Source organism: Bradyrhizobium sp. dw_78 (genome assembly GCF_018449525.1).
Lineage (GTDB): Bacteria > Pseudomonadota > Alphaproteobacteria > Rhizobiales > Xanthobacteraceae > Bradyrhizobium.
This window is the reverse complement of record NZ_JAAVUS010000002.1, coordinates 251,104-275,686: the sequence shown is the minus strand read 5'-3', so window position 1 is coordinate 275,686 and position 24,583 is coordinate 251,104. Positions and strand designations below refer to the sequence as shown.

General features: G+C 63.2%; 15 protein-coding genes and 1 pseudogene. 8 read left to right on the top strand and 8 right to left on the bottom strand.

The annotated features are described in order from the left end of the window. Nucleotides 1-138 precede the first annotated feature (138 nt). The 3 genes and pseudogenes from HB630_RS07175 to HB630_RS28320 form a co-directional block, all read right to left on the bottom strand. Nucleotides 139-1,692, bottom strand: a complete 1,554-nt coding sequence (locus HB630_RS07175; RefSeq protein WP_213771255.1) for a GMC family oxidoreductase — start codon at nucleotides 1,690-1,692, stop codon at nucleotides 139-141. Between the two features lie 34 nt (nucleotides 1,693-1,726). Beyond that, a complete protein-coding gene (locus tag HB630_RS07170; RefSeq protein ID WP_213771254.1) occupies nucleotides 1,727-3,337 on the bottom strand; it encodes an ABC transporter substrate-binding protein in 1,611 nt (536 codons plus the stop codon). A 370-nt stretch (nucleotides 3,338-3,707) separates the two neighbouring features. Next, a pseudogene (locus tag HB630_RS28320) lies at nucleotides 3,708-3,840 on the bottom strand (biotin synthase); the annotation flags it as partial. A 227-nt stretch (nucleotides 3,841-4,067) separates the two neighbouring features. Here HB630_RS28320 and HB630_RS07160 point away from each other — a divergent pair. The 5 genes from HB630_RS07160 to HB630_RS07140 all read left to right on the top strand — a co-directional run bounded on the left by HB630_RS07160 (nucleotide 4,068) and on the right by HB630_RS07140 (nucleotide 15,359). Next, nucleotides 4,068-4,877, top strand: a complete 810-nt coding sequence (locus HB630_RS07160; RefSeq protein ID WP_249780715.1) for a DNA repair protein — start codon at nucleotides 4,068-4,070, stop codon at nucleotides 4,875-4,877. A 49-nt stretch (nucleotides 4,878-4,926) separates the two neighbouring features. Beyond that, complete coding sequence (locus HB630_RS07155) at nucleotides 4,927-6,372, top strand: DNA polymerase Y family protein (RefSeq protein ID WP_249780748.1); 1,446 nt, start codon at nucleotides 4,927-4,929, stop codon at nucleotides 6,370-6,372. Continuing rightward, a complete protein-coding gene (locus HB630_RS07150) occupies nucleotides 6,369-9,881 on the top strand; it encodes an error-prone DNA polymerase (RefSeq protein WP_249780714.1) in 3,513 nt (1,170 codons plus the stop codon). Before HB630_RS07155 ends, HB630_RS07150 begins: the two co-directional genes overlap by 4 nt. A gap of 1,045 nt (nucleotides 9,882-10,926) precedes the next feature. Further along, nucleotides 10,927-12,171, top strand: a complete 1,245-nt coding sequence (locus tag HB630_RS07145; RefSeq protein ID WP_213771248.1) for an efflux RND transporter periplasmic adaptor subunit — start codon at nucleotides 10,927-10,929, stop codon at nucleotides 12,169-12,171. 65 nt (nucleotides 12,172-12,236) lie between these two features. Further along, nucleotides 12,237-15,359: a CusA/CzcA family heavy metal efflux RND transporter gene (locus HB630_RS07140; protein WP_213771246.1), complete on the top strand. Its 3,123-nt coding sequence runs from the start codon at nucleotides 12,237-12,239 to the stop codon at nucleotides 15,357-15,359. A 96-nt stretch (nucleotides 15,360-15,455) separates the two neighbouring features. Here HB630_RS07140 and HB630_RS07135 read toward each other — a convergent pair whose 3' ends face one another. Further along, nucleotides 15,456-16,865, bottom strand: coding sequence for a TolC family outer membrane protein (locus tag HB630_RS07135; RefSeq protein ID WP_249780713.1), 1,410 nt, complete (start codon nucleotides 16,863-16,865; stop codon nucleotides 15,456-15,458). 279 nt (nucleotides 16,866-17,144) lie between these two features. Here HB630_RS07135 and HB630_RS07130 point away from each other — a divergent pair, with 279 nt between their 5' ends. After that, the gene (locus HB630_RS07130; RefSeq protein ID WP_213771242.1) at nucleotides 17,145-19,004 is read left to right on the top strand and encodes an acetyl-CoA hydrolase/transferase C-terminal domain-containing protein; all 1,860 of its coding nucleotides are present in this window, start codon (nucleotides 17,145-17,147) and stop codon (nucleotides 19,002-19,004) included. A 17-nt stretch (nucleotides 19,005-19,021) separates the two neighbouring features. Here the strand turns inward: HB630_RS07130 and HB630_RS07125 are convergent, their stop codons facing one another. Together HB630_RS07125 and HB630_RS07120 are read right to left on the bottom strand one after the other, a co-directional pair. Continuing rightward, nucleotides 19,022-19,801, bottom strand: coding sequence for an enoyl-CoA hydratase (locus tag HB630_RS07125; protein WP_213771240.1), 780 nt, complete (start codon nucleotides 19,799-19,801; stop codon nucleotides 19,022-19,024). 149 nt (nucleotides 19,802-19,950) lie between these two features. Next, nucleotides 19,951-20,583, bottom strand: coding sequence for a hypothetical protein (locus tag HB630_RS07120; RefSeq protein ID WP_213771238.1), 633 nt, complete (start codon nucleotides 20,581-20,583; stop codon nucleotides 19,951-19,953). Nucleotides 20,584-20,939: 356 nt separating this feature from the next. Here HB630_RS07120 and HB630_RS07115 point away from each other — a divergent pair, with 356 nt between their 5' ends. Further along, nucleotides 20,940-21,485, top strand: a complete 546-nt coding sequence (locus tag HB630_RS07115) for a sigma-70 family RNA polymerase sigma factor (protein WP_213771236.1) — start codon at nucleotides 20,940-20,942, stop codon at nucleotides 21,483-21,485. 2 nt (nucleotides 21,486-21,487) lie between these two features. Further along, nucleotides 21,488-22,126: a DUF1109 domain-containing protein gene (locus tag HB630_RS07110; RefSeq protein ID WP_213771235.1), complete on the top strand. Its 639-nt coding sequence runs from the start codon at nucleotides 21,488-21,490 to the stop codon at nucleotides 22,124-22,126. Between the two features lie 13 nt (nucleotides 22,127-22,139). Here the strand turns inward: HB630_RS07110 and HB630_RS07105 are convergent, their stop codons facing one another. After that, nucleotides 22,140-23,249, bottom strand: coding sequence for a DUF2336 domain-containing protein (locus HB630_RS07105; protein ID WP_213771233.1), 1,110 nt, complete (start codon nucleotides 23,247-23,249; stop codon nucleotides 22,140-22,142). Between the two features lie 70 nt (nucleotides 23,250-23,319). Then, nucleotides 23,320-24,465, bottom strand: a complete 1,146-nt coding sequence (locus tag HB630_RS07100) for a GGDEF domain-containing protein (RefSeq protein ID WP_213771231.1) — start codon at nucleotides 24,463-24,465, stop codon at nucleotides 23,320-23,322. Nucleotides 24,466-24,583 lie beyond the last annotated feature (118 nt).

The following is a 24,583-nucleotide window of genomic DNA, read 5'->3' as shown; positions in this document are numbered from 1 at the left end:
GGTTCTGATTCAGTCAGAACCGATAAGGCTCTAAATGCGGCACGGTCGCGGCATTGACGATCATGGCCCCGGTCCGCAACCTTCGGCCGCGGCGATTAAGGATTTAATCGTCGAGGCTTCCGATCGGTTCCTGACCTGTCAGGATGACTGTCGCAGCATTGCGCGGGCGATCGCCTCGCCGATCACCACCGTCGTGAAGTGCGTGTTGGCCCGGCAATCGGACGGCATGATCGAGGCGTCGGCAACCCGCAAGCCGCCGATCCCCTTGACCATGCCGTCGGGATTGACGACGCCCTCGGAATCGTTGACGCCGGTCATGCGACAGGTGCCGGCGGCATGCTGGATGTCGCCGGTTTCACGGCGCAGTACGGCTTCGAGTTCGGCGTCCGGCAACGCCGCGGCGGCCGGCAGCGTCAGTTCGGTATCCCCGAGGCGAATCCAGTCCGCTATTCCGGCCAGTGCCGGCTGTCCGGTGAGGATCGCGAGCCGCCGCACGGCATCCACCATGCGCAGCATGTCCTTGGGATCGGCGAGCATGTTTTCCTCGACGACGGGATCGATCTGCGGATCGGGCGAAGCCAGTTTCAGCACGCCGCGCGAATAGGCATTGAACAGTCCGGCGCCGATCGCACCGGGGATTCCGATGCCGCGATGGTTGAAGGCGATCAGGATCATGTCGCGCTTGCCGCCATCGGCGAGACCGGAGGAATAGGTCACGCAGCAATTGGTATGGCGGGTGTCCGGATCAGTTGGCCTGAGCTCCTCGTGCAGTTCGATGGTGGCGCGGAACAGCGGGTGGTCGAAGAAATTCCTGCCGACCGGCAGGTCGCGCGCGACCGCGATGCCCATGGATTGCAACTCATGCGCGGGGCCGACGCCCGATCGCAGCAGGATCGCCGGGCTGTGAATGGCGCCGGCGCATAGCACGATCTCGCGTGCGGCGATCTCGTGCGTGCCCTGGCCTTCGATGCGAACCTGAACGCCGGTGGCCTTGCCGTCCTTGATCACGACCCGCTCGACCAGCGCGTGGCCGCGAATCTCCAGGTTGGCGCGGCCGCGCGCCGGCTCGAGATAGCCCTCATTGGTCGAAATGCGACGACTGTTGCGGCTGTTGATCGGGTAGCAGGCGACGCCTTCGCCATCCGGTCCGTTGACGTCCGCGCACCACGGATAGCCGCTCGCCAGCGCCGCGTCGCGCAAACCGCGATCGATCGGGCCCCATTTGTCGAGGGGCGCGCGATAGACCGGCAGCGGGCCGCCGCGTCCATGCCCGTGGCTGTCGCCCAATTCCAGGTCATCCTCGATCACCGAGAACAGGGGCATGATGTCGCGCGCGGACCAGCCGGCGCAGCCCAGCGCGGCCCATTCATCGAAGGCGTCCGCGACGCCGCGAATGGCGATCTGGCCATTCATCATCGAACTGCCGCCCAGCCCCTTGCCGCGCCAGTAGAACCGCGGCTGCTGCCCGGCGACTCGCCGGGTCAGCAGATGAGGCCACTGCCATTTCTCCTGAAACTCACGGCGGTGAATGATCGGGATCGGATTGGGGGTGGTGATTTCCCAGGGCGCTTCGTCGGCGCGCCAGTCGCTTCCCGCTTCCAGCAGCAAGACGCGCCTGTCGCGCTGTTCGGACAGCCGCGCGGCGACGGCGGCGCCGGCCGAGCCGCCGCCCACGACGATTACATCATACATGGCATCGCTTCCGGGCATCGGTTCGATTTCGGCATCACTCGGCCTTGTCCATATTCCAGAACACCGGCGTTGCCGGACCGTCGAGGATGCCGGTCAGTTCCTTGCGCCAGACGCTGGTCGCGAAAAACTGGCCGAGCGGAATATAGGTCGTCTGATCGAAGGCGCGCAGCTGAATCTGGGCCGCAATTTTCTTCTGCTCGTCGGATGAGCCGGCCCGTGCGAAGGCATCGCGCAACGTTTCCATCTGCGCATCCTCCGGCCAGCCGGCCCAGCCGCCCTTGCGGCCCTTGCCGTTCAGGGGAACGCTCGCGATCGGATTCATGATGTCGGCGATGCCCCAATTGGTGAAGAATAGATTCCAGCCGCCGTCCTTTGGCGGCTTCTGGCTTGCGAACACGGCATTCTCGGTCTGCCAGTCCATGGATTGCACGGTGACCTGGAATCCAGCCTGGCGCAGCAGTTGCGCCGCGACGATCGGTTGCGGCTTCAGCGAGACCACATCGGTCGGCGCCAGGATCACGACAGGCGTGCCGTCATAGCCGGCTTCGGCCAGCAATTTCTTGGCCTCCGCGAGGTCGCCGCCCTTGAGCAGGGTGTCCGCCCCGATGTCGGTCGCCAGCGGCGTGCTGCAGCCGAAGAAGGCCCCGCATATCTTGTAGAACTGCGGATTTCCAACCAGCGCGTCGAGCACGTCCTTCTGGTTCATGGCGATCAACGCGGCGTGGCGAATCTTGACGTTATCGAAGGGCGGATAGAGGAAGTTCATCCGCCCCATGGTCTGGAAACCGAGGCCGTTCAGGACACCCGATGTCAGGTCCTTGTCGGCCTGCAATACCGGCACCAGATCGAATGACGGCCGTTCCAGCAGATCGATATCTCCGGACTGGAGCGCGTTGGCCGCGGTCTGCGCGTCGGGCATCGTGATCCATTCGACGCGATCCACCTTCACCACCTTGCCGCCCGAGGTCCAGCTCGGGGGCTCGGAGCGCGGCACGTAGTCCTTGTTCTTCTCGTAGACGGCCCTGACGCCCGGCTGGAATTCGGCTTGAACGAATTTGAACGGGCCCGAGCCGATCTGCTCCGCGATGGGTTTCTCCGGCGGCGTATCGGCGAGGCGTTTCGGCATCATGAACGGCACCAGCGAGGAAGGCTTGCCGAGCGATTCCAGCACCAGCCCGTAGGGCTCCTTCAGCTTCAGCACGATCGTCCTGGCGTCGGCGGCCGTGAGGTCCGCCGTGAAGTCCATTAGCTTCTGGCCCATGCCGTCGACGGCGCCCCAACGCTTCAACGATGCGACACAATCCTCCGCGGTGACCGGCGTGCCATCATGCCATTTCAGGCCGTCGCGCAAGGTGAAGGTGTAGGTCAGCTTGTCGTCCGAAACTTTCCAGTCCGCCATCTGCGGCTGAATCTTGAAGTTGGCGTCCATCGCCACCAGCGTGTCGTAGATCATATAGCCGTGGTCACGGGTGATATAGGCGGACGAGACGATCGGATCGAGCGCCCGCAGGTCGGCGTGCATCACCGCCCGGATGGTCTTGGCGTGTGACCATGTCGGCCATGCAAGCACCGCCGCCACCAGCAGTCCGCGCAGCGCGCGTCTGGCGGAGATCGGTGAACTCTGGTCTCGCGAAGTCAACGGCATCACGTTATCCCAAATTGACGTCGAGCCGGCAACGGGCTCGATCGGTGTTGATGATTTTCGTCAGAGATGCCTTCTCCATCGCCCTGCGTCGAGATCCGGCGATCACCTGTTGCCGGACGTCATTTTTTGCAGGGTATGGATTTGCAAGACACGAATTGGCAGGGCTCGAATTATCGGTGGTGGACGATAAGTCCAGCGCCGGCAATGGCGATGATGGGCATGGTTTGGCTGGGCATGTCGTATTGGACCATCGGACGATATGGGGCGTCCACACGGCGAACAAGGTCAAATTTCAACCAAGCCCTGCCCAGATCACAATCAAGCCGGCGCCGCATGCTGTTCTCATTCGGGCGCTGTTTCCGCGCCACGCTACCACCTCATTGATGATGAAGCGCGCCCGCGACACGTTGCCGGACCCGCGATCGATGCACTCAAGACAATCGTCGTGGCAGGCGTTGGTCAGCAGCACTTTTCAACAGCGAGATGCCGCGCCCGTCCGACGCGAGGCCGCGGGAAGCGTCGCATGGGGGGCATCCGCCGGGATTGCCAGATCGCCTTGCACATCCATTCCTGAATCCAATTGATTTCACAACAGAATCTCTCGTTCTTCCAATTCGATTGACAGCGCCGGGCCTGTTAGCTTTATATTAGAACATATCATGAACATATGGGTCGTTTCTGGTTCTCTTCCCGAACCGAAGCGGCCCACGACCTCCAAAGGAAGCGGCGCATGATGAGCGTACGCATGAGCACGCTTGCGAGTTTGCGCGGCCGGATCGATCGCCTCGAGACGCATGGCGACGCGCACGGTCTCGACAGGATCGCACTCGGTCATGCGGGCGCGGATGCGATGCTGCAGGGCGGCCTCGCCAAAGGCGCCGTGCATGAGGTGTTCGCCGCGGGACATCAGAGCGCGGCGGCTACCGGCTTCATCGCGGGGCTGGCGGGACGGGTGTCGTCGCGCCGGCCCTTGGTGTGGGTGCGGCATGATTTCTCCGAACTGGAATCGGGGGCGCTGTCGATGAACGGGCTGGCCGAACTCGGTCTCGATCCGCGACGGCTGGTCGGTGTGTACGCGGCGGATGTCGATACGGCATTGCGAACCACCGCCGACGCGCTGGCCTGCGATGCCGTCGGCGCCGTGGTGCTGGATGTCTGGGGCGAGGCGAAACAGTTCGATCTCGTTGCTTCCCGCAAGCTGACGCTGGCCGCGCAAGCCTCCGGCGTCACCTGTCTCGTCCTGCGCGCGGCGGCAACGCCACAGCCTTCGACCGCGGAAACCAGATGGATCGTGCGCGCGGCGCATTCGCCGCCCGCTGCTCCCTGGAGCGTGTGGGGCGCGCCGGTGTTCGACGTTGAACTCGTTCGCAACCGTCACGGCCTTGTCGGGCGATGGATCATGGACTGGAAATGTGATGAGTGCCTTTTCAGCGAACCGACGGCGTATCCTCAGCCTGTGGCTGCCGCGCCTGCCCACCGACCGGATTCAGCGGCGCGCGGCTCACGCGCTTTCGGGCCACGCGAGCGCCGCGCCGGCTGAACATCCATCTGATGCACCCAGCATCGTCGTCGCCAAGCAGGACAATGCTTTGCAGATTTATGCGCTGGACGATGCCGCCGCCCGTCTCGGCCTGGAGATCGGTCTGCCGCTCGCCAATGCCCGCGCGATCTGCCCGCATTTGCAGGTGTTCGACGCCGATGAAGCGGCCGACGCCAAAACGCTGAACGACATCGCCGACTGGTGCGACCGCTTCACGCCCCTGGTGGCGCTCGATCCTCCGCACGGCCTGTTGCTCGACATCACCGGCTGCGCCCATCTGTTCGGCGGCGAGGCGGCGCTGATGAATCGGGTCTGCAGCCTGCTGACCGCGCAGGGCTTTGCCGTCAGCGCCGCGATCGCCGGCACCTCGGTCTGCGCGCGAACCCTGCGCAGCCATGCCCATGGCCGCATCGTCCGGGAGGGCGAGGAAGCCGCGGCGGTCGGGCCGCTGCCGGTGTTCGCGCTCGGCGCCGGCGAGGCCATCACCCGCGGCCTGCGCCGTGCCGGACTCAAGACCATCGGCGATGTCGCCGCGCGCGGGCGGCATGAAATCACCGCACGATTCGGCGCCCGCTTCACGACCCTGCTGGAGCATGCGCTGGGGCAGGGCGATGCGCCGATCAGTCCCCGGAAGCCGCTGCCGGATTACATCGTGGAGAAGCGCTTTGCCGAGCCGGTGGCGACCGATGCGGTGATCGCGATGACCCTGTCGCGGCTGGCCGGGACGCTGATCGTCGCCATGGACAAGCAGGGCAAGGGCGCAAGGCGGCTCGAAGCGAGCTTCTTCCGTACCGACGGCGCGGTGCGCGCGATCGTGGTCGATACCGGGCGGCCGGTGACGCGGGCCGGGATCATCGACCGGCTGTTTCGCGAGCGGCTCGATGCTGTGAGCGATCCGCTCGATCCCGGCTTCGGTTTCGATCTCATTCGTTTGTCCGCCAGCCGCACCGAAATCGTCGTGCAGCAGCAGCGCGATCTCGACGCCCATGTCCATGATAATGACGAACTGGCCGATCTGATCGACCGGATCGCCGCGCGCATCGGCGGCCAGCGCGTGGTCGTGTCCCTGCCGCAGGACACCCATATTCCGGAGCGCGCGGAGATCGCCGCGCCGGCGCAGCACCATCTGACGCAGGCGATGCAGGCGGCGTGGCCGGTTCGGGTGGAGGGCGAGCCGCCATTGCGGCCGTTGCGGCTGTTCGACAGGCCCGAGCCGATCAAGGTGCCGTTCGCAACCGTGCCGGACGGGCCGCCGCATCATTTCACCTGGCGGCGCGTCACCCATACGGTGATGCGGGTGGAAGGCCCCGAACGCATCGCGATGGAATGGTGGAAGCAGGACGGCGCGGCGCTGACGCGCGATTATTTCCGCATCGAGGACGAGCAGGGCTTGCGCTTCTGGATTTTTCGCGACGGCCTGTATGGCAGCGAACTCGTTGACGGGCAGGGCAAGCCCATGCCCGCCAACTGGTTCGTGCATGGATTGTTCGCATGACCGCCCATGCCCGAACCAATTGGCCAATGCCGGCCTATGCCGAGATCGGCGTCACCACCAATTTCTCGTTCCTGCGCGGCGGTTCGGATCCGCGCGCCTATGTGCAGCAGGCGAGCGAACTCGGACTTCCCGCCATCGGCATCGCCGACCACAACACCCTGGCCGGCGTGGTGCGGGCCTACAAGGAACTCGAAAACCCTGAAGTCAAACACAAGTCGAAACTGCTGATCGGTTCGCGCCTCGTCTTCATCGACGGCACGCCGGATATCCTGGTCTATCCGCGCGACCGTGCCGCTTACGGCCGGCTCTGCCAGCTTTTGACCCGCGGCAAGCGCGGCGACGATATCGAGCGGATCGAGAAGGGCGAATGCCATCTCAAATTCGACGATCTCCTGGAATTTTCCGAAGGGCAGCTTCTGGTCGTGATGCTGCCGCATCGTTTCGAGGCGGCGGGCGCCCAGACAATTCTGGACCGGTTGAAAGCCAGCCGCGCCGATGGCGTGTGGCTCGCGGCAAGCCTGCTTTATCGCGGCGACGACAAGCGCCGTCTGGCGCGGCTGCATTGCCTCTCCGTCTCATCGGGCGTGCCGCTGCTCGCCACCAACGAGGTGCTGTACCATCATCCCGCGCGGCGGCCGCTGCAGGATGTCCTCACCTGCATCCGCGAGAAGACGACGATCGACGCGATCGGCAGGCGCTTGGAGTCCAATGCGGAGCGCCATCTCAAGCCGGCGGAGGAGATGGCGCGGCTGTTTCGCGATTTCCCAGAGGCGATCGCGGAAACCATGCGCTTTGCCGACCGCATCGCGTTCTCGATGGATCAGCTCAAATACCAATATCCGGACGAGCCAGTGCCGCCGGGCAAGACCGCGCAGCGTCATCTGGAAGATTTGACCTGGGCGGGCGCGCACAAAAGATTTCCGGTCCGGATCGCGCCGAAAACAAGAAAAGTCCTGCGCAAGGAACTGCGCCTGATCCGGAAACTGAAATACGCGCATTATTTCCTCACCGTACACGACATCGTTCATTACGCGCGCAGTAAGGACATTCTCTGCCAGGGCAGGGGATCGGCGGCGAACTCCGCCGTCTGCTACGTGCTCGGCATCACCTCGGTCGATCCGACCAAGGTCGATCTGCTGTTCGAGCGCTTCATTTCCAAGGAACGGCTGGAGCCGCCCGACATCGACGTCGATTTCGAGCATTCGCGGCGCGAGGAGGTGATGCAATATGTCTATCGCCGCTATGGCCGCCACCGCGCCGCCATCATCGCGACCGTGATCCATTATCGTCCGCGCAGCGCGATCCGCGATGTCGGCAAGGCGCTGGGCCTGACCGAAGACGTCACCGCGGCGCTGGCCGATACCGTGTGGGGAAGCTGGGGCACCGGTCTCAGCGAAATGCAGGTCAGGCAGGCCGGGCTCGATCCCCGCAATTCGATGATCGAGCTCGCGGTCGAACTCGCCACCGAACTGATCGAATTTCCCCGGCATCTGTCGCAGCATGTCGGCGGCTATGTGCTGACCCAGGACCGGCTCGACACCTATGTGCCGATCGGCAATGCCGCGATGGACGATCGCACCTTCATCGAATGGGACAAGGACGATGTCGACGCGCTGAAGATGATGAAGGTCGATGTGCTGGCGCTGGGCATGCTGACCTGCATCCGCAAATGTTTCGATCTGATCGAGGTTCACAAGGGCCAGCGCTGGGAACTGGCGACCATCCCGCAGGATGAGGAGCCGGTCTACGACATGCTGTGCCGGGGTGAATCGCTCGGCGTGTTCCAGGTCGAGAGCCGCGCCCAGATGAACATGCTGCCGCGCCTGCAACCGCGGACCTTCTACGATCTTGTCATCGAGGTCGCGATCGTGCGGCCCGGTCCGATCCAGGGCGACATGGTGCATCCCTATCTGAAGCGGCGCAAAATGCGGCCGGAGGATATCGAATATCCGTATCCCAAGGGCGGCAACAAGAATGAGCTGCGCAACGTTCTGCACAAGACGCTCGGCGTGCCGCTGTTTCAGGAACAGGCGATGCGGATCGCGATCGAGGCCGCGGAATTTACCGCCGAGGAAGCCAACGGGCTGCGCCGCTCGATGGCGACCTTCCGCAATCTCGGCACCATCGGCAAATTCGGTGACAAGATGGTCGGCAACATGATCCGGCGCGGCTACGATCCGGTATTCGCCAAAAACTGTTTCGAGCAGATCAAGGGGTTCGGCAGCTATGGTTTCCCGGAAAGCCATGCCGCGAGCTTCGCGCAGCTCGTTTATGTTTCCTCATGGCTCAAGCATCATCACCCCGATGCCTTCTGCTGCGGGCTGCTCAATTCACAGCCGATGGGCTTTTACGCACCGGCGCAGATCGTCGGCGATGCCCGCACCAACGGCGTCGAAGTGCGCGAGATCGATGTGTCCTGCAGTTTCGCGCAGAACACGCTGGAGGAGAGCGGCGGAAAATATTGCGCCGTCCGCCTCGGCTTCCGCCAGATCGACGGCTTCAAATGGGCCGATCCGGATGATGAGCGGTTGAAACAAATTCAGGCGTCATTCCGGGATGATGCCTCCACACCGTCATTCCGGGATGGTCCAAAGGACCAGACCCGGAAGCTCGAGGTTGTATCGCGAGATTCCGGGTTCGATGCTGTCGCATCGCCCCGGAATGACGATGTTATGACGCCCCGTAATGGCGATGAGAAAGCAGACGACTGGGCCGGGCGCATTATCGCCGCGCGCAACCGCCGTCGCTTCACCTCGCTGGAGGATTTCGCCCGAGACACCGGCCTGCCCAAGCGCGCGCTGATTTTGCTGGCGGATGCCGATGCGTTCCGCTCTCTCGGGCTCGATCGCCGCGCGGCGTTGTGGACGGTGCGGCGTCTGCCGGATGATGTGGCGCTGCCGCTGTTCGAAAGTGCTGCCGCGCGCGAGCAGCCCGACGAAAACGCAAAGCCGCTGCCGCTGATGCCATTGCCGGAACAGGTGGTCGCCGATTACCAGACCATCCGCCTGTCGCTGAAGGGCCACCCGATGCAGTTCCTGCGGCCGATGTTCTCGCGCGAGCGCGTCATCCCCTGCGCGGAGGTTCGCCATGCCAACGATAAAAAACACGTGTACTGCGCCGGCGTGGTGCTGGTGCGGCAGCGTCCGGGCAGTTCCAATGGCGTCGTCTTCATGACGCTGGAGGATGAAACCGGCATTGCCAATATCGTGGTGTGGCCGAAGGTGATGGAGCAATTCCGGAAAGAGGTGATGGGTTCACGGCTGATCCTGATAGAAGGCATCATCCAGAGCAGTCCGGAGAAAGTGACGCATCTGGTCGCCCAGCGTATGTTCGACCGCTCGCACGACCTGATCGGTCTCGCCAATGACGCGCCTGACCGGCGGCAAACATTGCTCGATGGCGCGGCGCCGGCCGAGCCGCCTAATGACGACCGCCGCGATCATCCCGCGCCAAAAATCCGCCATCCGCGCAACGTGCGCATCCTGCCGCGCTCGCGGGATTTCCATTGAAGGACGCGCCTGCCACATAACCCGTCATCATACCGCAAGGCGGCTATCCAGTACGCCGTGGCTTCACGATTCCATCACGGACGGCACTGCAATACTGGATCATCCGCTGTCGCGGATGATGACGCTCGGTGATGTAACGGCACTGGTTAGCCATTAAGCGCGACCGCCATTCCGGATCGCCCGTCGGGTGAGTCGGCTGTCCAGCCGCGTCTCGCGAAATTTTTCACTTCCCCGTTCGGTAGAAACAGCTCTATGTCCCTCGCCATCCCGCACCCGCAAGAGGGGCGTATCGCGATCGTCACGGACGTTGGGCGCGGGAAGCGGTGGACGCGGCAGCGGCGAGAGACGAACGCCGGTGAACGCGGACGGCGAAGCCGTGTGGTCCTGACGCCCCGACGCTGGCGTCAAGTTGGCGACAATGCTTCGCATTGCACTCATGACGGTGACAATAAAGCCCGGTCACCGGGGAGAGCACGGAGTAAGCCGTTAAAACCATTGCGCAGGGAAGGCCGGGTTGTCCCGGTGTACCTGTGGTGACGAACTCGTGTGCTTATCTATTTTGCACGCGAGGCTGCGGGTGCAACGGGCACCCGGCCTTCCCCGCGCCCTCATTTGAGGGTTGCGCTGCGCCCTCTGTTTTCGGGCGATGATTTTTTAAATCACTCGGACGTATCATGTCGCGAGAACGAGAAGCCGTGTATGTCATTCCGCGGCGCGAACGCGACAAAGCAATCCATTCTTCCTTTGTGCGGCGACATGGATTGCGTCGCGAAGCTTGTCATCAGGCGCCGGTCGCGCACGCGGCGGTATTGTCGAAAACGCCCGCCTTCCGGGCCCGCCCCGCGATGCCGCCAGGCAGTCATTCTCCGCAATGGCCGGTGCGCCCGTCATGACCGGCCCTGATGACCGGCCTTAGCTTTCGAAATTTTAACGCAAAACGCCAAGGCCGTTGGCGTTTTTAGTTTGTCTGAAACATCAAATGGGCACTATTAGCGTTCCGATGAGGCCGCCAACGCCAGAATCATCGCTGCTGTGACCGGATCCGATGCCGCCAGAATTTACCAAGCAATTACAGCCTCTTAACCGGAAGCAAATGGCCGTTGGCGCAGCCTTGCTGGTGGTCGTCGGGATCGCCCTTTATGGATTTCTGCACCTCGGCGGGGCCGCTCCGGAGCGGAATTCGGACCTGTCGAGCCAATCCCGCCGGGAATCGCGCTACACGCCGACCCCGGCCGAATGGGCCAGCCTGACCATCGCGCCGGTGACCGAGCGCGTGTTCCGGGCCGAGCACGCCACCGAAGGCAAGATCGCCGTCGACGAGGATCGCTCGACGCCGGTGTTTTCGCCCTATACCGGCCGGGTCATCAGGCTTCTGGTCAAGCCGGGCGATCAGGTCAAGCAGGGCCAGCCTCTGTTCGTGATCGAGGCCGCCGACACGGTGCAGGCGCAGAACGATTTCATCACCGCCATGACCGGTCTGAACAAGGCGAAATCGGCGCTCGACCTGGCGCAATTGCAGGACACGCGGGCCAAGGATCTGTTCGAGGGCAAGGCCGTCCCGCTGAAGGATTACCAGCAGTCGCAGGCGACCCTGATCCAGGCCCAGAACGACATGCGCTCGGGGCAAACGGCGCTCGAGGCCGCGCGCAACAAATTGAAGATCCTCGGTTTCAGCGACGAGGCGATTTCGAGCTTTCAGGAAAAGGGCAGCATCGATCCGAACACCACGGTGTTCTCGCCGATCGCCGGCACGGTGGTGCAGCGGAAGATCGGACCCGGACAATATATCAGCGCCGGCGCCAGCGATCCGGTCTATGTGATCGGCGATCTTTCCACGGTCTGGCTGATCGCCTTTGTCCGCGAAACCGACGCATCGATCGTCTCGGTCGGGCAGGATCTCTCCTTCAGCGTATTGGCGTTGCCGGCCCATCCGTTTACGGCGCATGTCGATTATGTCGCCGCCGCGATCGACCCGAACACAAGAAGGCTGTTTGTTCGCGCTACCGTTGACAACAAGGACAATCTTCTGAAGCCGGAAATGTTTGCCAACGTCACGATCTATTCGGGCGGCGATCATTCCGCGGTCGGCGTGCCGAAGCAGGCGCTGATCTACGAAGGCGATCAGGTCCGGGTATGGGTCGCGCATGACGACAAGTCGATCGAACTTCGCCGGATCAAGACCGGCCTGACCAATGGCGATCTCGTCGAGGTCGAAGGTAATTTGAAACCCGGCGAGCAGATCGTTACAAAGGGCAGCCTGTTCATCGACCGCGCGGCATCGGGCACCTAGCGCATGATCCGCCTCGTATTCGGGACGCCAGTCCTCATCACAGCGCAGTGAAAGTCCCGATCTGAATGGATCGTCTCGTCGCCATTGCCGTCAACCGCCGCTATCTGATGGTGGGCCTGCTGGTCGTCGTGATGGTCGGCGGCCTGATCGCGTTCAAGCAACTCAACATCGAGGCCTATCCCGATCCGACGCCGCCGATGGTCGACGTCGTGACGCAGAGTCCGGGATTGTCGGCCGAAGAGATCGAACGCTACATCACCATCCCGCTCGAGACCCAGGTCTCCGGCATCAAGAACCTGCAAACGATCCGCACCATTTCGCTGTACGGCCTGTCGGACGTCAAACTGCAGTTTTCCTTCGACTACACCTATGACGAGGCGTTGCAGCAGGTTTTGAACCGGCTGTCGCAACTGGCGCCGCTGCCCGGCAACGTGCAGCCCCAGATCTCGCCGCTCAGCGCCATCGGTGAAATCTATCGTTACCGGCTCAAGGGCCCGCCGAATTACAGCGTTCTCGACCTGAAGACGTTGCAGGATTGGGTGCTGGAGCGCCGCTTTCGTTCGGTGCCCGGCGTCATCGACGTGACCGGCTGGGGCGGCAAGACCAAGACCTACGAAATCCAGGTCGATTTCAACAAACTGGTCGCCAACGGCCTGACGCTGCCGCAAGTGCTGCAAGCCGTCGGCAACGCCAACATCAATGTCGGCGGCAATACCGTCAACATCGGCACGCAATCCGCCGTCGTGCGCGGTGTCGGCCTGATCCGTTCGATCGACGACCTTGCCAACACCATGGTCGCGCAGAACGGAGGCAATCCCGTTCTGGTCAAGGATGTCGCGACCGTGACCGTCGGCGAGCGGCCGCGGCTCGGCATCGCCGGCCTCGACAATGACGACGACATCGTCGAAGGCATCGTGCTGATGCGGCGCGGCGAGCAAAGCTCGCCGACGATCCGCCGTGTCGAGGACGTGGTCGCGTCGATCAACAATTCCAGCATCCTGCCGCCGGGCGTCAAAATCGAACGCATCTACGACCGCAAGGACCTGATCGACATCACGACCGCGACCGTGCTGCACAACATGGTGGTCGGCATTCTCCTGATCGTGCTGTTGCAGTGGATCTTCCTCGGCGATCTCAGGAGTGCGCTGATCGTCGGTGCCACCATTCCGTTCGCGCTGTTCTTCGCCGTCATCATCCTGGTGCTGCGCGGCGAATCCGCCAATCTGCTATCGGTCGGCGCCATCGATTTCGGCCTGATCGTGGACGCCACCGTGATCATGGTGGAAGCGATCTTCCGCCGGCTGACCCAGACCACGGCGCTTTCGGCAGCCGAGCAAAGCCATATCTCGACCGAAACCACGATGGGCATGAAGAGCCATGCCATCCTCTCCGCCGCCGCCGACGTGTCGCGGTCGATCTTCTTCGCCGCGGCCATCATCATCGCGGCGTTCCTGCCGCTGTTCACGCTGAGCGGCGTCGAAGGCAATATTTTCGGCCCGATGGCGCGGACCTATGCCTATGCGCTCGCGGGCGGCCTGCTGGCGACATTTACGATCACGCCGGCCCTGAGTGCGATCATCCTGCCGGCGCATGTGCAGGAAACCGAGACCTGGATCATGGCGATCCTGCATCGGATCTACGTGCCGATGCTGAACTGGGCGGTCAACAACCGCAAGCTCGTCATGGCCGGGGCGATCGGGCTCGTGGTCATGACCGTCATCTTCGGCCGGCTGCTGGGGCTGGAATTCCTGCCCAAGCTCGAGGAAGGCAATCTCTGGATTCGCGCCACGCTGCCGCCGACGATCTCGCTGGAAGCCGGCAACACCTATGTCAACGATATGCGCAAGCTGATCCGCGGCTTCCCCGAAGTCGAATCCGTGGTGTCGCAACACGGCCGCCCCGACGACGGCACCGACGCCGCCGGTTTCTTCAACGCGGAATTCTTCGCGCCGCTGAAGCCGGCCAGCGAATGGCCGGGTACGCATGACAAGGACGTATTGACCCAGCAGATGCTGGCGAAGCTGCAGGACCAGTTTCCCGGCGTCGAGTTCAACTTCTCGCAATATCTTCAGGACAACGTGTCGGAAGCCGTGTCGGGCGTGAAGGGCGAGAACTCGATCAAGCTCTATGGCAACGACCTGCAGACGCTGACCGACACCGCCGACAAGATCAAGGACGTTCTTGCCACGGTGCAGGGCATCACGGATCTCGCGGTGTTCACCTCGCTCGGCCAGCCGACGATCCAGATTGACATCGACCGCGCCAAGGCCGCCCGCTACGGGCTTGCCCCCGGCGACATCAATTCCACCATCAAGGTGGCGATCGGCGGCGACAGCGCCGGCGACCTCTATGAGCCCGGCAGCGACCGGCATTTTCCGATCGTCGTCCGGCTCGCGCCCGAATATCGCAAGAGCGCCGAGGCGATCCAGAATTTGCGTATCGGCGCGCCCGGTCCGAACGGAACGATCACGCAGGTGCCGCTGAGCGAGGTCGCCTCGATCAAGCTGGTGTCGGGCGCGGCCTATATCTATCGCGAGCAGCAGGAGCGCTATCTGCCGATCAAGTTCTCGGTGCGCGGGCGCGATCTCGGCAGCGCGATCCAGGAGGCGCAGCAAAAGGTCGAGGAGCAGGTCAAGCTGCCGGCGGGATCGCGGCTGGAATGGGTCGGCGAATTCGGCAACCTTCAGGACGCCATCCGGCGGCTGTCGATCGTGGTGCCGATCAGCCTGGCGCTGATCGCGGTCCTGCTCTGGTTCAATTTCGGCTCGATGGCCGACACGCTGCTCGCCATGAGCGTGATCCCGATGGCGATCTTCGGCGGCGTGCTCGGGCTGTTGATCACAGGGATTCCGTTCAGCGTTTCGGCGGCGATCGGCTTCATCGCGCTGTTCGGCATTTCGGTGATGGACGGCATCATCATCCTGTCGCAATACAATCAGCTGATCGATGACGGCCTCGACCGCCTTAGCGCCGTGGTCCGCACCGGCGAGTCACAACTCCGTCCGGTGCTGATGACCTGCGCGGTCGCCGGCGTTGGGCTGTTGCCGGCGGCGCTGTCGGCCGGCATCGGATCGCAGGTGCAAAAGCCGCTGGCAGTCGTGGTGGTGACCGGCATGATGCTGGCGCCGATCGTCATCCTGGTGACGCTGCCGGTCCTGATCTCGTTCTTCTCGCGCCGCGCCCGATAGCGGCGGCAAGACCTTCCCGGAGGTCTTTACAGCCGCGCCGACTCAGCGGCCGATGGGCCGGGGCAGGGGAAAAATCAAAAAAGGTAGGGTTTGTTTTTACTGCCCGGACGGCGTGCGCGTGCGCAGCCCTTCCCAGGCGTCGCGCACCTGATGGTAATGCGTTTCGGGCAGGTAGTCCGGCGTGTTCAGCCCCAGGGTCTTGACGTCAAGCCGGCCGATGGCGCTGAGCAGCGTATAGGAGGCGATCACGCGATCGCGCAGGGCGCCGATCAGCCGCGCTCTCGCCGAAATCAGGTCGGCCTGCGAATTCAGCACATCGACCGTGGTGCGCTGGCCGCCGGACGCTTCCTTCTGCACGCCCTGCAGCGCGACGGTGGCGGCCTGCACTTCGGATTCGGACGCCGTCACCGCGATCTTGGCGCCTTCATTTGTGACCCAGGCGCCGAGCGCGGCGGTGCGCGCCTGGTCGCGAACCTGATCGAGCACGAGCCGGCTTTGCGTGGCCACTTCCTTGGCCTGCCGGGTCTGCGACGCGCCGGTGCCGCCATCGTAGATCGGCGCATTGACCGAGCCGACTACCGAGGCCTGGTCGGTCCTGAAGGTGCTCAAGCTCGGGTCCGAGTCGCTGCTGTGGCTGACATTGCCTTGCAAGGTGACGGTGGGCATCAGGCTGCTTTCGGCGACGCGGATGCTGGTCGAGGCGACGTCGACGTCGAAGCCGGCGGCGGTGACGGCGGGATTTTCCTTGAGGGCGAGGGTGGTGGCCTCGTCGCGGCTGTGCGGCAGATAGCGGTCCACGGTGTCGGCGGGTTTCAATTGGGAAGGGGCATTGCCGATGACCTGGGCGTAGGTGGCCTGACTGACGGCGAGATTGACCTCGGCGGCATTGAGATCGGAAAGGCCGCGGCTCAGGCGGGCCTCCGCCTGCGAGGTATCGGTCGGCGTGACATCACCGGCCTTGAGGCGCCGCTGGGTGATTTCGAGCGTCTCGCGCAGGAAGGCGACGTTGGAGCGCTGCGCTTCGGCCAGCGATTGGTTGGCCAGCACGTTGGTATAGGCGGTGACGGCGTCGAGCAGCACGCCCTGGCCGACATTGCGCAACGCTTCGCGGCCGGATTGCACCTGCAATTCGGCCACGCGAACGCTGTTCGCGGTCTTGTAGCCGTTGAACAGCGTCTGCGTCACCGTTACCCCGATGATCCACGGCTTCAGGGTCGCGGATTGGATGGTGTTGCCGGGGAGCAGGTCGCGCACCGCCTGAAGTCCGGCGCTCAGGCTGGCGATGATCTGGGGCCGGTAGCCCGCCGTTGCCTGCGGCACGTTCTCGTCGGTGGCGCGTTGCCGGGCCCGTTCGGCGTTGAGCTGTGGATTGTTCTGATAGGCTTTGACCAAAGCCTCGGCGAGGCTTTCGGCCCGCGCCGTGGCGGGCAAGCTGACCCAGGTCACAAGGCCGAGGCAGGTTACGAGCCATGTTGCGGCGCCAAGGCAAATGCCCGACCGGGGCATGCGCCTTTCCACGTGGCCAACTCTAGCGGCACGCCCAACCATCTGATTCCGTTACCAACCCGGCCGTCCGCCCCCGCCGACTGCCACCAACTGATGTACCTGTTTAGAGGGCGCGACCGCCACAGGCAAACCATCGGGCCCATAAACCCTGTGAATTCAGTGCAGCGCTGTTGCCGGTTCGTCACAGACGAATATCGGGTGCAGATAGACTATAGGAACCCAGCGGTTGGCGCCCGATTCCGGGCGTGGCCTGTCTCTCTTGCGCCGGGCTTGCATTGAATGCCGAAAATATTCTCCGACCCCGACGCGATCGCGGAGGAGATTATCCGCGATGTCGGGACCAATCTGGTGGTCGGACTGCCGCTCGGGCTCGGCAAAGCTAACCATATTGTGAATGCGCTCTACGCGCGGGCCGCGGCCGACCGCGGCATCACCCTTACTTTCCTGTCCGCGTTGACGCTGGAAAAGCCGAAACCGGCGAATCTGCTGGAGCGGCGCTTCATCACGCCCGTGATCGACCGCCTGTTCGGCGGTTATCCCGATCTTGCCTATGCCGACGCGCTGCGCGCGGGCGAACTGCCGCCCAATATAGCGGTGATCGAATTTTTCTTCCTGGCCGGAAAATGGCTGCACGTGCCGTCCGCGCAGCAACATTACATTTCGGCAAACTATACCCACGCGTCCTCATATCTGCTGGCGCGCGGATTGAATGTCGTCACCCAACTGGTCGCAAAACGCGTGGTCGATGGCGTCGCCCGCTATAGCCTGAGCTGCAATACCGATACGACGCTGGATATCCTGCGCGCCCGCGCCGAGGGCCGCGCTTCGTTCAAGCTGATCGGACAGGTCAATTCCGAACTGCCGTTCATGCCGGGCTTGGGCGACCTGCCGGGGGACGAATTCAGCGCGGTGCTCGACGCTCCCGCGACCGAGTTTCCGCTGTTTGCGCCGCCTTCCGAGCCGGTTACCGACAGCAAATACGCGATCGGTTTGCACACGGCGGGCCTCGTGCGCGACGGCGGAACGCTTCAGATCGGCATCGGCCAGGTCGGCGATGCGCTGGCGCAAGGCCTGATCGTCCGCCACCGCGACAACGCTCAATTTCACGCGATCATGAAGCGGCTCGCGCCGTCAACATATCCGCCGGAGCTGGAAACCGGGCCCTTCGAGAAGGGGCTTTATGGCGTCAGCGAAATGCTGTTCGAGGCCTTCCTCGCGCTGGTCGATGCCGGCATCCTCAAGCGCGAGGTCGATGGCGTCGTGCTGCATGGAGCGTTCTTTCTCGGACCGAAATCGTTCTATCGCGCCTTGCGGGAGATGCCGCCCGAACAGCTGGCGCGAATCCAGATGATGCCGGTGTCCTTTACCAACGAACTCTATGGCGACGAGGACGCCAAGCGGCGCGCCCGCGTCGACGCCCGTTTCGTCAACAATGCGATGATGGCAACCTTGATGGGAGCTGCGGTCTCCGACGGGCTGGAGGACGGGCAGGTCGTCAGCGGTGTCGGCGGCCAGTATAATTTCGTGGCGCAGGCCTTCGCGCTGGCGGATGCGCGCTCGATCCTCGCGGTGGAGGCGAGCCGGCTGGCCGGCGCCAAAGCCCAATCGAATATCCGCTGGCGTTACGGCCATGAGACCATCCCGCGGCATCTGCGCGATATCGTCGTCACCGAATATGGCGTCGCCGATCTCAGGGGAAAATCCGACGCCGAGGTGATCGCGGCGATGCTGCAGGTTGCGGACTCCCGGTTTCAGGACGACCTGATGCGGCAGGCCAAGGAAGCCGGCAAGCTGCCAAAGAGCTTCGAAATTCCCCACGCCTACCGTGACAATCATCCCGAAAGGATCGTGACGGCGCTCAAGCCGGCGCGCGAGGCGGGCTTGCTGCCGTGGTTTCCGTTCGGCAGCGATTTTACCGACGTTGAACAGCGCCTGCTTCCAGCCTTGCAGCTTCTTCAGGAGGCGCAACGCACGCCGCGGCGCTTGGCGGGATTATTATGGCAGGGCCTGACGCATACGCCGGATGGGTCCGATCTGGAATGTTTGACGAGACTTGGGCTCGACCGGCCTGCGACGTGGTCCGAACGCGTCTACCGCGCGCTGGTCAGTACCGCGCTGGCCAGGATTCGCATAGGATAATCGCTATCGTTACGGCGTTACCTGTTCTTGTTCACCGGCTTGCGCTTCTCGATGAACGCCGCCATGCCTTCGGCGCGATCCTCGAGCGCAAAGGTGGAGTGGAACAGGTTGCGCTCGACATTCAGCCCTTCCGACAGCGTCGTCTCATAGGCACGGTTGACGGCTTGCTTGGCCATGGCGGCGGCGGGATGCGACATCGCGGCGATCTTTTCCGCCGCGGCCAGCGCCTCGTCCATCAGTTTGTCGGCGGGCACGACGCGGCTGACCAGGCCCGATCGTTCGGCTTCGGCGGCGTCCATCATCCGTCCGGTCAGGCACAGGTCCATCGCCTTGGATTTGCCGATCGCCCGCGTCAGCCGCTGCGTTCCGCCGATGCCCGGAATGGTGCCGAGCGTGATCTCGGGCTGGCCGAATTTCGCGGTGTCGGCGGCGATGATGATGTCGCACATCATCGCCAGTTCGCAGCCGCCGCCCAGCGCGTAGCCGCTGACCGCGGCGATCGTCGGTTTCCGGCATTTCGCGACGCGATCGCCGCCGATCGCGACGAAATCGCTGGAGAACATGTCGATGAAGGTCTTCGGCTGCATTTCCTTGATGTCGGCGCCCGCGGCGAAGGCCTTTTCGCTGCCGGTCAGCACGATACAGCCGATCTTGTCGTCGGCCTCGAGATCGTCGATCGCGGCGGCGATTTCCCGGAACACGCCGAAAGACAGCGCATTGAGTATTTTCGGACGGTTGAGCCTGATGATGCCGACCGCATCCTTGCTTTCGACGATGATGTGTTCAAACGTGCTCATGATTCACCCCGCAGCCTGACGTCAAAAGCAATCGGACGTCACGGGGCAATGTGCCCGCTGGCGGGATACGCATCAAGTGGGGGATTTGAGTTGATCGCTACCCGGAGGAGCGCGCCACGGGGCGCGCGTCCGGGGATAATGTCGGGCAGTTAGGTCATGAACATGCGTGCGGCGGAAGCCATGGTCAGCAACGCGCCGACGCCGATAAAGATCTTCCCGATCAGCGAGGCCTGATCCCAGGAGGAACCGCCGCCGCTGGCGGCTACGACCGGGGCATTCGCCATGGCAGCCTGCGCATCGGCCGAGGTTGACGCCACCGGCTGCGCGGCGGCCTCGTGCAGGGCGCGATCGACGTCGTTAAGCTGATCGGCGGCGACAACCGGGGCATCTGTGGCCGGCTGCGCGTCGGCAGCCTTGTCCGGCGCGGCCTGCACGATGTTGTTGGCGCGTTCCGCCATGAGCTTGGCGTCGTTGCTAGCCGGGATATCGGCCGCCAGTTGCGCGTTGGCGTTGGCGACGGATGGCGGCATTTGAGCGGATCGGGGCGGCCGCGAATTGTCGCCGGTGCTGTCCGCCACATCGGCTGTTTTGTTGCTGTCGGAGGATTTCGCCGTCGCTTTGCTGGATTGGTGGTGCGCGGACTTCTTCCAGTGGTGCGAGCTGTGCCTGGCGACAGGTGTTGCGGTGCTGTCGTCGCTTGCGGCTTGCGATGACCCCGCAGCGCAGATCCAGAACCCCGCTGCGAGTATCAATGCCGAGTGCCCGCTGGCTTTGATGGTCATGTGGTATCTCCCCATGTGCCAGCCCCTGGGGGTAAAAAGAGACCCTGCGGCATGTCGGCAGCGGGGCGGAAAAAGGGAATCTTCGGGCGAGTCCGGGCAAAAACGCGGCAGGGAGGGACTCCGCCCGGCCAGTTTTTTGGATGGTCCGTTCGCGCATCTCCCGGTACAGGAGCTTCGGGTGTCAGCCGAACCGATCGGTGTTATGAGCCTTCAACATGGGGCTGCCTGCGGCCGCGACTCTCCGCCCGAAGCAGACGGCCTTGGCGGGCGTCAAGACGGACATCACGACTTCGTGAGTGGTGTTTTGCGAACGTAACAAATTGAAAGATCATTCGAATTGCGGTGTGGGAGCGTACGTGCGCGAACGTGAAGACGAATGGACTGGCCTGATGCAGTTGGCCATTTCAGGCGACAATGCTGCGTATCATCGTCTGCTCAAGGCCGTGACGCCGGTGTTGAGGGCCGCGGCGCGCCGCGGTCTGGCGCGGGCCGGGCAACCGGTCGATCAATCCGAGGATATCGTGCAGGACATTTTGCTGGCGGTGCATCTGAAGCGGCATACTTGGGACGTCCGCGCGCCGTTCGCACCGTGGTTGTTTGCGATCGCACGCAATAAGCTGATCGATGCGCTGCGCCGGCGCGGCCGCCGGGTGTTCGTCAACATCGACGATTTCGCCGAGACGCTTCCGGGCGAGCCTGCGGCCGAGACCGTTCCGGCCAACGAGGTCACAGCCCAGCTTCAATCCCTGCCGGTACGGCAGCGCGAGGTGTTGCAGTCGATCGCGGTGGATAGCGCGTCGATCAAGGACACCGCGGCGAAATTCGCGATGAGCGAGGGGGCGGTCCGCGTGGCGCTGCATCGCGCGCTGTCGAACCTTACCGCCAAACTGCGGGAACAATAGCCATGGATACCGATCAGCTCATTCGAACCCTCGCCGCCGATAACGGGCAACGCGCGCGGCCGGTCGGGGTCATGCTGGCACTGATGCTGCTGACGGCGGCGCCGGTATCGATCGCGATCTTCTTCCTGATACTCGGCGTGCGGCCGGATATCATGACCGCGATGCATAATCCGTTCTTCGATCTGAAGTTCGTGGTGACGCTGGCGTTGGCGATCTCGGCGATAACAGTCAGCCTGCATCTGTCGCGGCCGGAAGCCTCATTGCGTGGGTGGGCGTGGCTGTTGTTGATTCCGGCCGGGATCCTTGCAGCGGGAATCGGAAGCGAGATGATGCTGCCACAGCGGTTGCCGATGATGACACGGTTGGTCGGCTATAATTCGCGGGTCTGCATGAGCGCCATACCGCTGATGTCGCTGCCGTTGCTGGCTGGAGCGCTGATCGGCCTGCGTCGCGGTGCGCCGACACGGCCGGCGGTTGCGGGTGCGATCGCCGGGATGTTGTCGGCGGGATTGGCGGCGACGCTCTACGCGTCGCATTGTGCCGATGACTCGCCGCTGTTCGTCGCGACCTGGTACAGCATCGCCACCGCCGCGGTCGCCGCGGTCGGCGCGCTGGCGGGATCGCGCGTACTGCGTTTTTAGTATCCTTTGGCTTCTATGCCGCCGGCGGCGCCGTTTGCTGCATGCGATGGAAACGCAGCACCTGCTGCGCCGTCGATTGTCGTAGCCGTGTGTAGGTCGCTTTGCAGGCTTCGAGGTCGGTCGGCTCCATGCCCGACAGATCGTCGCGCATGTTGATGATCGCCTTGACGGTCGCCCAGGACATTGCCGAGACCTTTGCCAGGATCATCACGCCCTCGGCGCGGGTTTCCACCATCATGTTTTCCGCGATCGACACGGGGACGTTGGCAAGTGCCGCGATGGCGGCGTTGGCCTCGTCGAATTTTCCGGCCTCGGCGAAGGCCTCGACCTGATGTTCATCGAGCCGGCCCTCCTCGTGCAGGGACTTGACGAGCGCATGCGCGATGGCGGTTTCCTGGCTGACGGCCGATCGCGCCGAGCGCGCACGTCGCGTTACTTCCCGCACGGCGCCCGACACGTTGCGCGCCTGACGCGGGTTGGCGGCCTCGAGCCGCATCCGAACCGTGTCCGACGCCTTCGCGAGCAGCTTCAGATAAAGATGTCTCGGAAGGTTTGGACGCAGAGCGACGCAGGTCGCAAGGTCGTCGTCGCCCTCGGCGCGATTGACCAGCCGGGTAAAGCTGCGCTTGGAGAATTCCGCGCCCGGATTGTTCACGGTGCTCTGGAGCACCTCATTGTCGCCGTGCAGCACCAGTACGTCGGTTACAGCCTGGCTCAGCACCCTTCGCATCGAGATCGCCATCAGATGCGCCTGGCTTTTGGTGCGTGCGGTTTCGATCAGCGTATCGTCGTCCAGCCGTTCCGATTGCGACAGCACGGGCGCTGCGACCTCGATGACATCGTCGAACGCCAGCGCGCGCATGGTCTGCGGCGGCGCCGTGTCGATTGGGGCGAGGCGGTTGGCAAGCAGCGCCTTGGCCGAGGTCTCGATGTGAAGGATCAGGCATTCGAAGACGTCGTCGAACAGTCCGATCTGTTTGTCGGAATAGTCGACGGCGCCGTTGATGAAAAGGTCGGTCACCCGGCGCAGGGTTTCGACCCGGCGTGCGACGGTCCCGTGCTCGAGCGTGGTCTGCAGCTCGTCAAGCAGGTTTTCGGGATTGGAGGCGGTTTTCAGTTTCATGAAACTCTATCCTGGAGCCTTCATTCAGGCCGGGCCACGTTTCTTCGTCCCCGGAATGGAAATGATTGAATCAAACGCTGGCGATGCGGTTGCGTCCCCGTGCCTTGGCTGAATAAAGCGCGCGGTCGGCGCGAGCGAGAAATATATCCGGCGTCTCGTCCGGTTGGAGTGTTGTGACGCCTGCGGAAATCGTCACCTGCATGCCGGGCGAGAATGCGCTCCAGTCGAGATCGGCGATGATCTGGCGCAACCGTTCGAGATGGTGCTTGGCGCTGTCGGTGGACGTTTCTGGAAGCACCAGCAGGAATTCTTCGCCGCCGTAGCGGCCGAACCTGTCGATGTTGCGGATGTTGGCGAATGTGGTGATGGCGAATGTCCGCAGCACTTCGTCGCCGGTGGGATGGCCGTAGGCGTCATTGATGCGCTTGAACCAGTCGAGATCGATCAACGCGATCGAGCAGGGGGTCTTGAAGCGATGGGCGCGGGCGATCTCTTCGTCCAGCATTCGCATGATGCAGCGGCGGTTGTACGAACCCGTCAGTTCGTCGAGCTCGGCCAGTTCCTCGATCCGGCTGTAGGCTTTCTTCAGCTTGAGACCGCGGTTGTAGAGTTTCTTGCGCAGCGAGTCGCCGTAAAGTCCGACAAATACGCATTGTCCGATCGTGAGAACGAAGCACAGCGCAGCCGCAAGACGCTCAGGCGTCGTGTTGGCCGGCATTCCGATCGGAGTCCGAAGACATAGAAAAATTGCGGCCACGCTCAATGTCGTCAGTGTCCACGCGGTCGTGGCCTGACGCGGCGTCATCCGCAGCGATGCGACGCCGAAAATCAGAAACAGGACGTTGAGAAAGGCGTAGCCGATCTGGGGGGCTGCCAGCAGAAAACCGAGCTGTATTGCGGTGTGACCGCCAACCTGGAAAACAGCGAGATAGTGATCTTCGAAGCGATCGTTGAAGTGGGTTTCAGACAGGACGGCGAAGATGCCGATCAGGACGACGCCGCAAAGAAAGAACGCCGACGGTATCGTCGTCGCAATCGTTCCGGCATGCACATAGGCCAGCAAGGCGGCCGCCCCGAGTGCATAGCTCAAGACCTGCACCGCGAATGTATGCCGGCGATAGGTCACGCGGCGCTTCAACAGGTCCAGCGGCAAGCCGCCGGCAGGCACGATGATGCTGCCGAAGCCTAAATTTCGTAGTGATGCCGCGCTGATCATGTCCCGCCGTGCTGGAATACATCCGGGGAACCTTACGGAGAAAAGCCTTTAGGTTTGGTATCTTTCGGAACCGAATTTCTTTTGCCATTGCGTTGTTTCGTCATGGGAATTTGCAGGA

What these genes read in the sequence shown, in the direction of transcription:
- HB630_RS07175 (WP_213771255.1), bottom strand. Translation starts at nt 1,692, where the DNA reads ATGTATGATGTAATCGTCGTGGGCGGCGGCTCGGCCGGCGCCGCCGTC.
- HB630_RS07170 (WP_213771254.1), bottom strand. Translation starts at nt 3,337, where the DNA reads ATGCCGTTGACTTCGCGAGACCAGAGTTCACCGATCTCCGCCAGACGC.
- HB630_RS07160 (WP_249780715.1), top strand. Translation starts at nt 4,068, where the DNA reads ATGATGAGCGTACGCATGAGCACGCTTGCGAGTTTGCGCGGCCGGATC.
- HB630_RS07150 (WP_249780714.1), top strand. Translation starts at nt 6,369, where the DNA reads ATGACCGCCCATGCCCGAACCAATTGGCCAATGCCGGCCTATGCCGAG.
- HB630_RS07145 (WP_213771248.1), top strand. Translation starts at nt 10,927, where the DNA reads ATGCCGCCAGAATTTACCAAGCAATTACAGCCTCTTAACCGGAAGCAA.
- HB630_RS07140 (WP_213771246.1), top strand. Translation starts at nt 12,237, where the DNA reads ATGGATCGTCTCGTCGCCATTGCCGTCAACCGCCGCTATCTGATGGTG.
- HB630_RS07135 (WP_249780713.1), bottom strand. Translation starts at nt 16,865, where the DNA reads ATGCCCCGGTCGGGCATTTGCCTTGGCGCCGCAACATGGCTCGTAACC.
- HB630_RS07130 (WP_213771242.1), top strand. Translation starts at nt 17,145, where the DNA reads ATGCCGAAAATATTCTCCGACCCCGACGCGATCGCGGAGGAGATTATC.
- HB630_RS07125 (WP_213771240.1), bottom strand. Translation starts at nt 19,801, where the DNA reads ATGAGCACGTTTGAACACATCATCGTCGAAAGCAAGGATGCGGTCGGC.
- HB630_RS07120 (WP_213771238.1), bottom strand. Translation starts at nt 20,583, where the DNA reads ATGACCATCAAAGCCAGCGGGCACTCGGCATTGATACTCGCAGCGGGG.
- HB630_RS07110 (WP_213771235.1), top strand. Translation starts at nt 21,488, where the DNA reads ATGGATACCGATCAGCTCATTCGAACCCTCGCCGCCGATAACGGGCAA.
- HB630_RS07105 (WP_213771233.1), bottom strand. Translation starts at nt 23,249, where the DNA reads ATGAAACTGAAAACCGCCTCCAATCCCGAAAACCTGCTTGACGAGCTG.
- HB630_RS07100 (WP_213771231.1), bottom strand. Translation starts at nt 24,465, where the DNA reads ATGATCAGCGCGGCATCACTACGAAATTTAGGCTTCGGCAGCATCATC.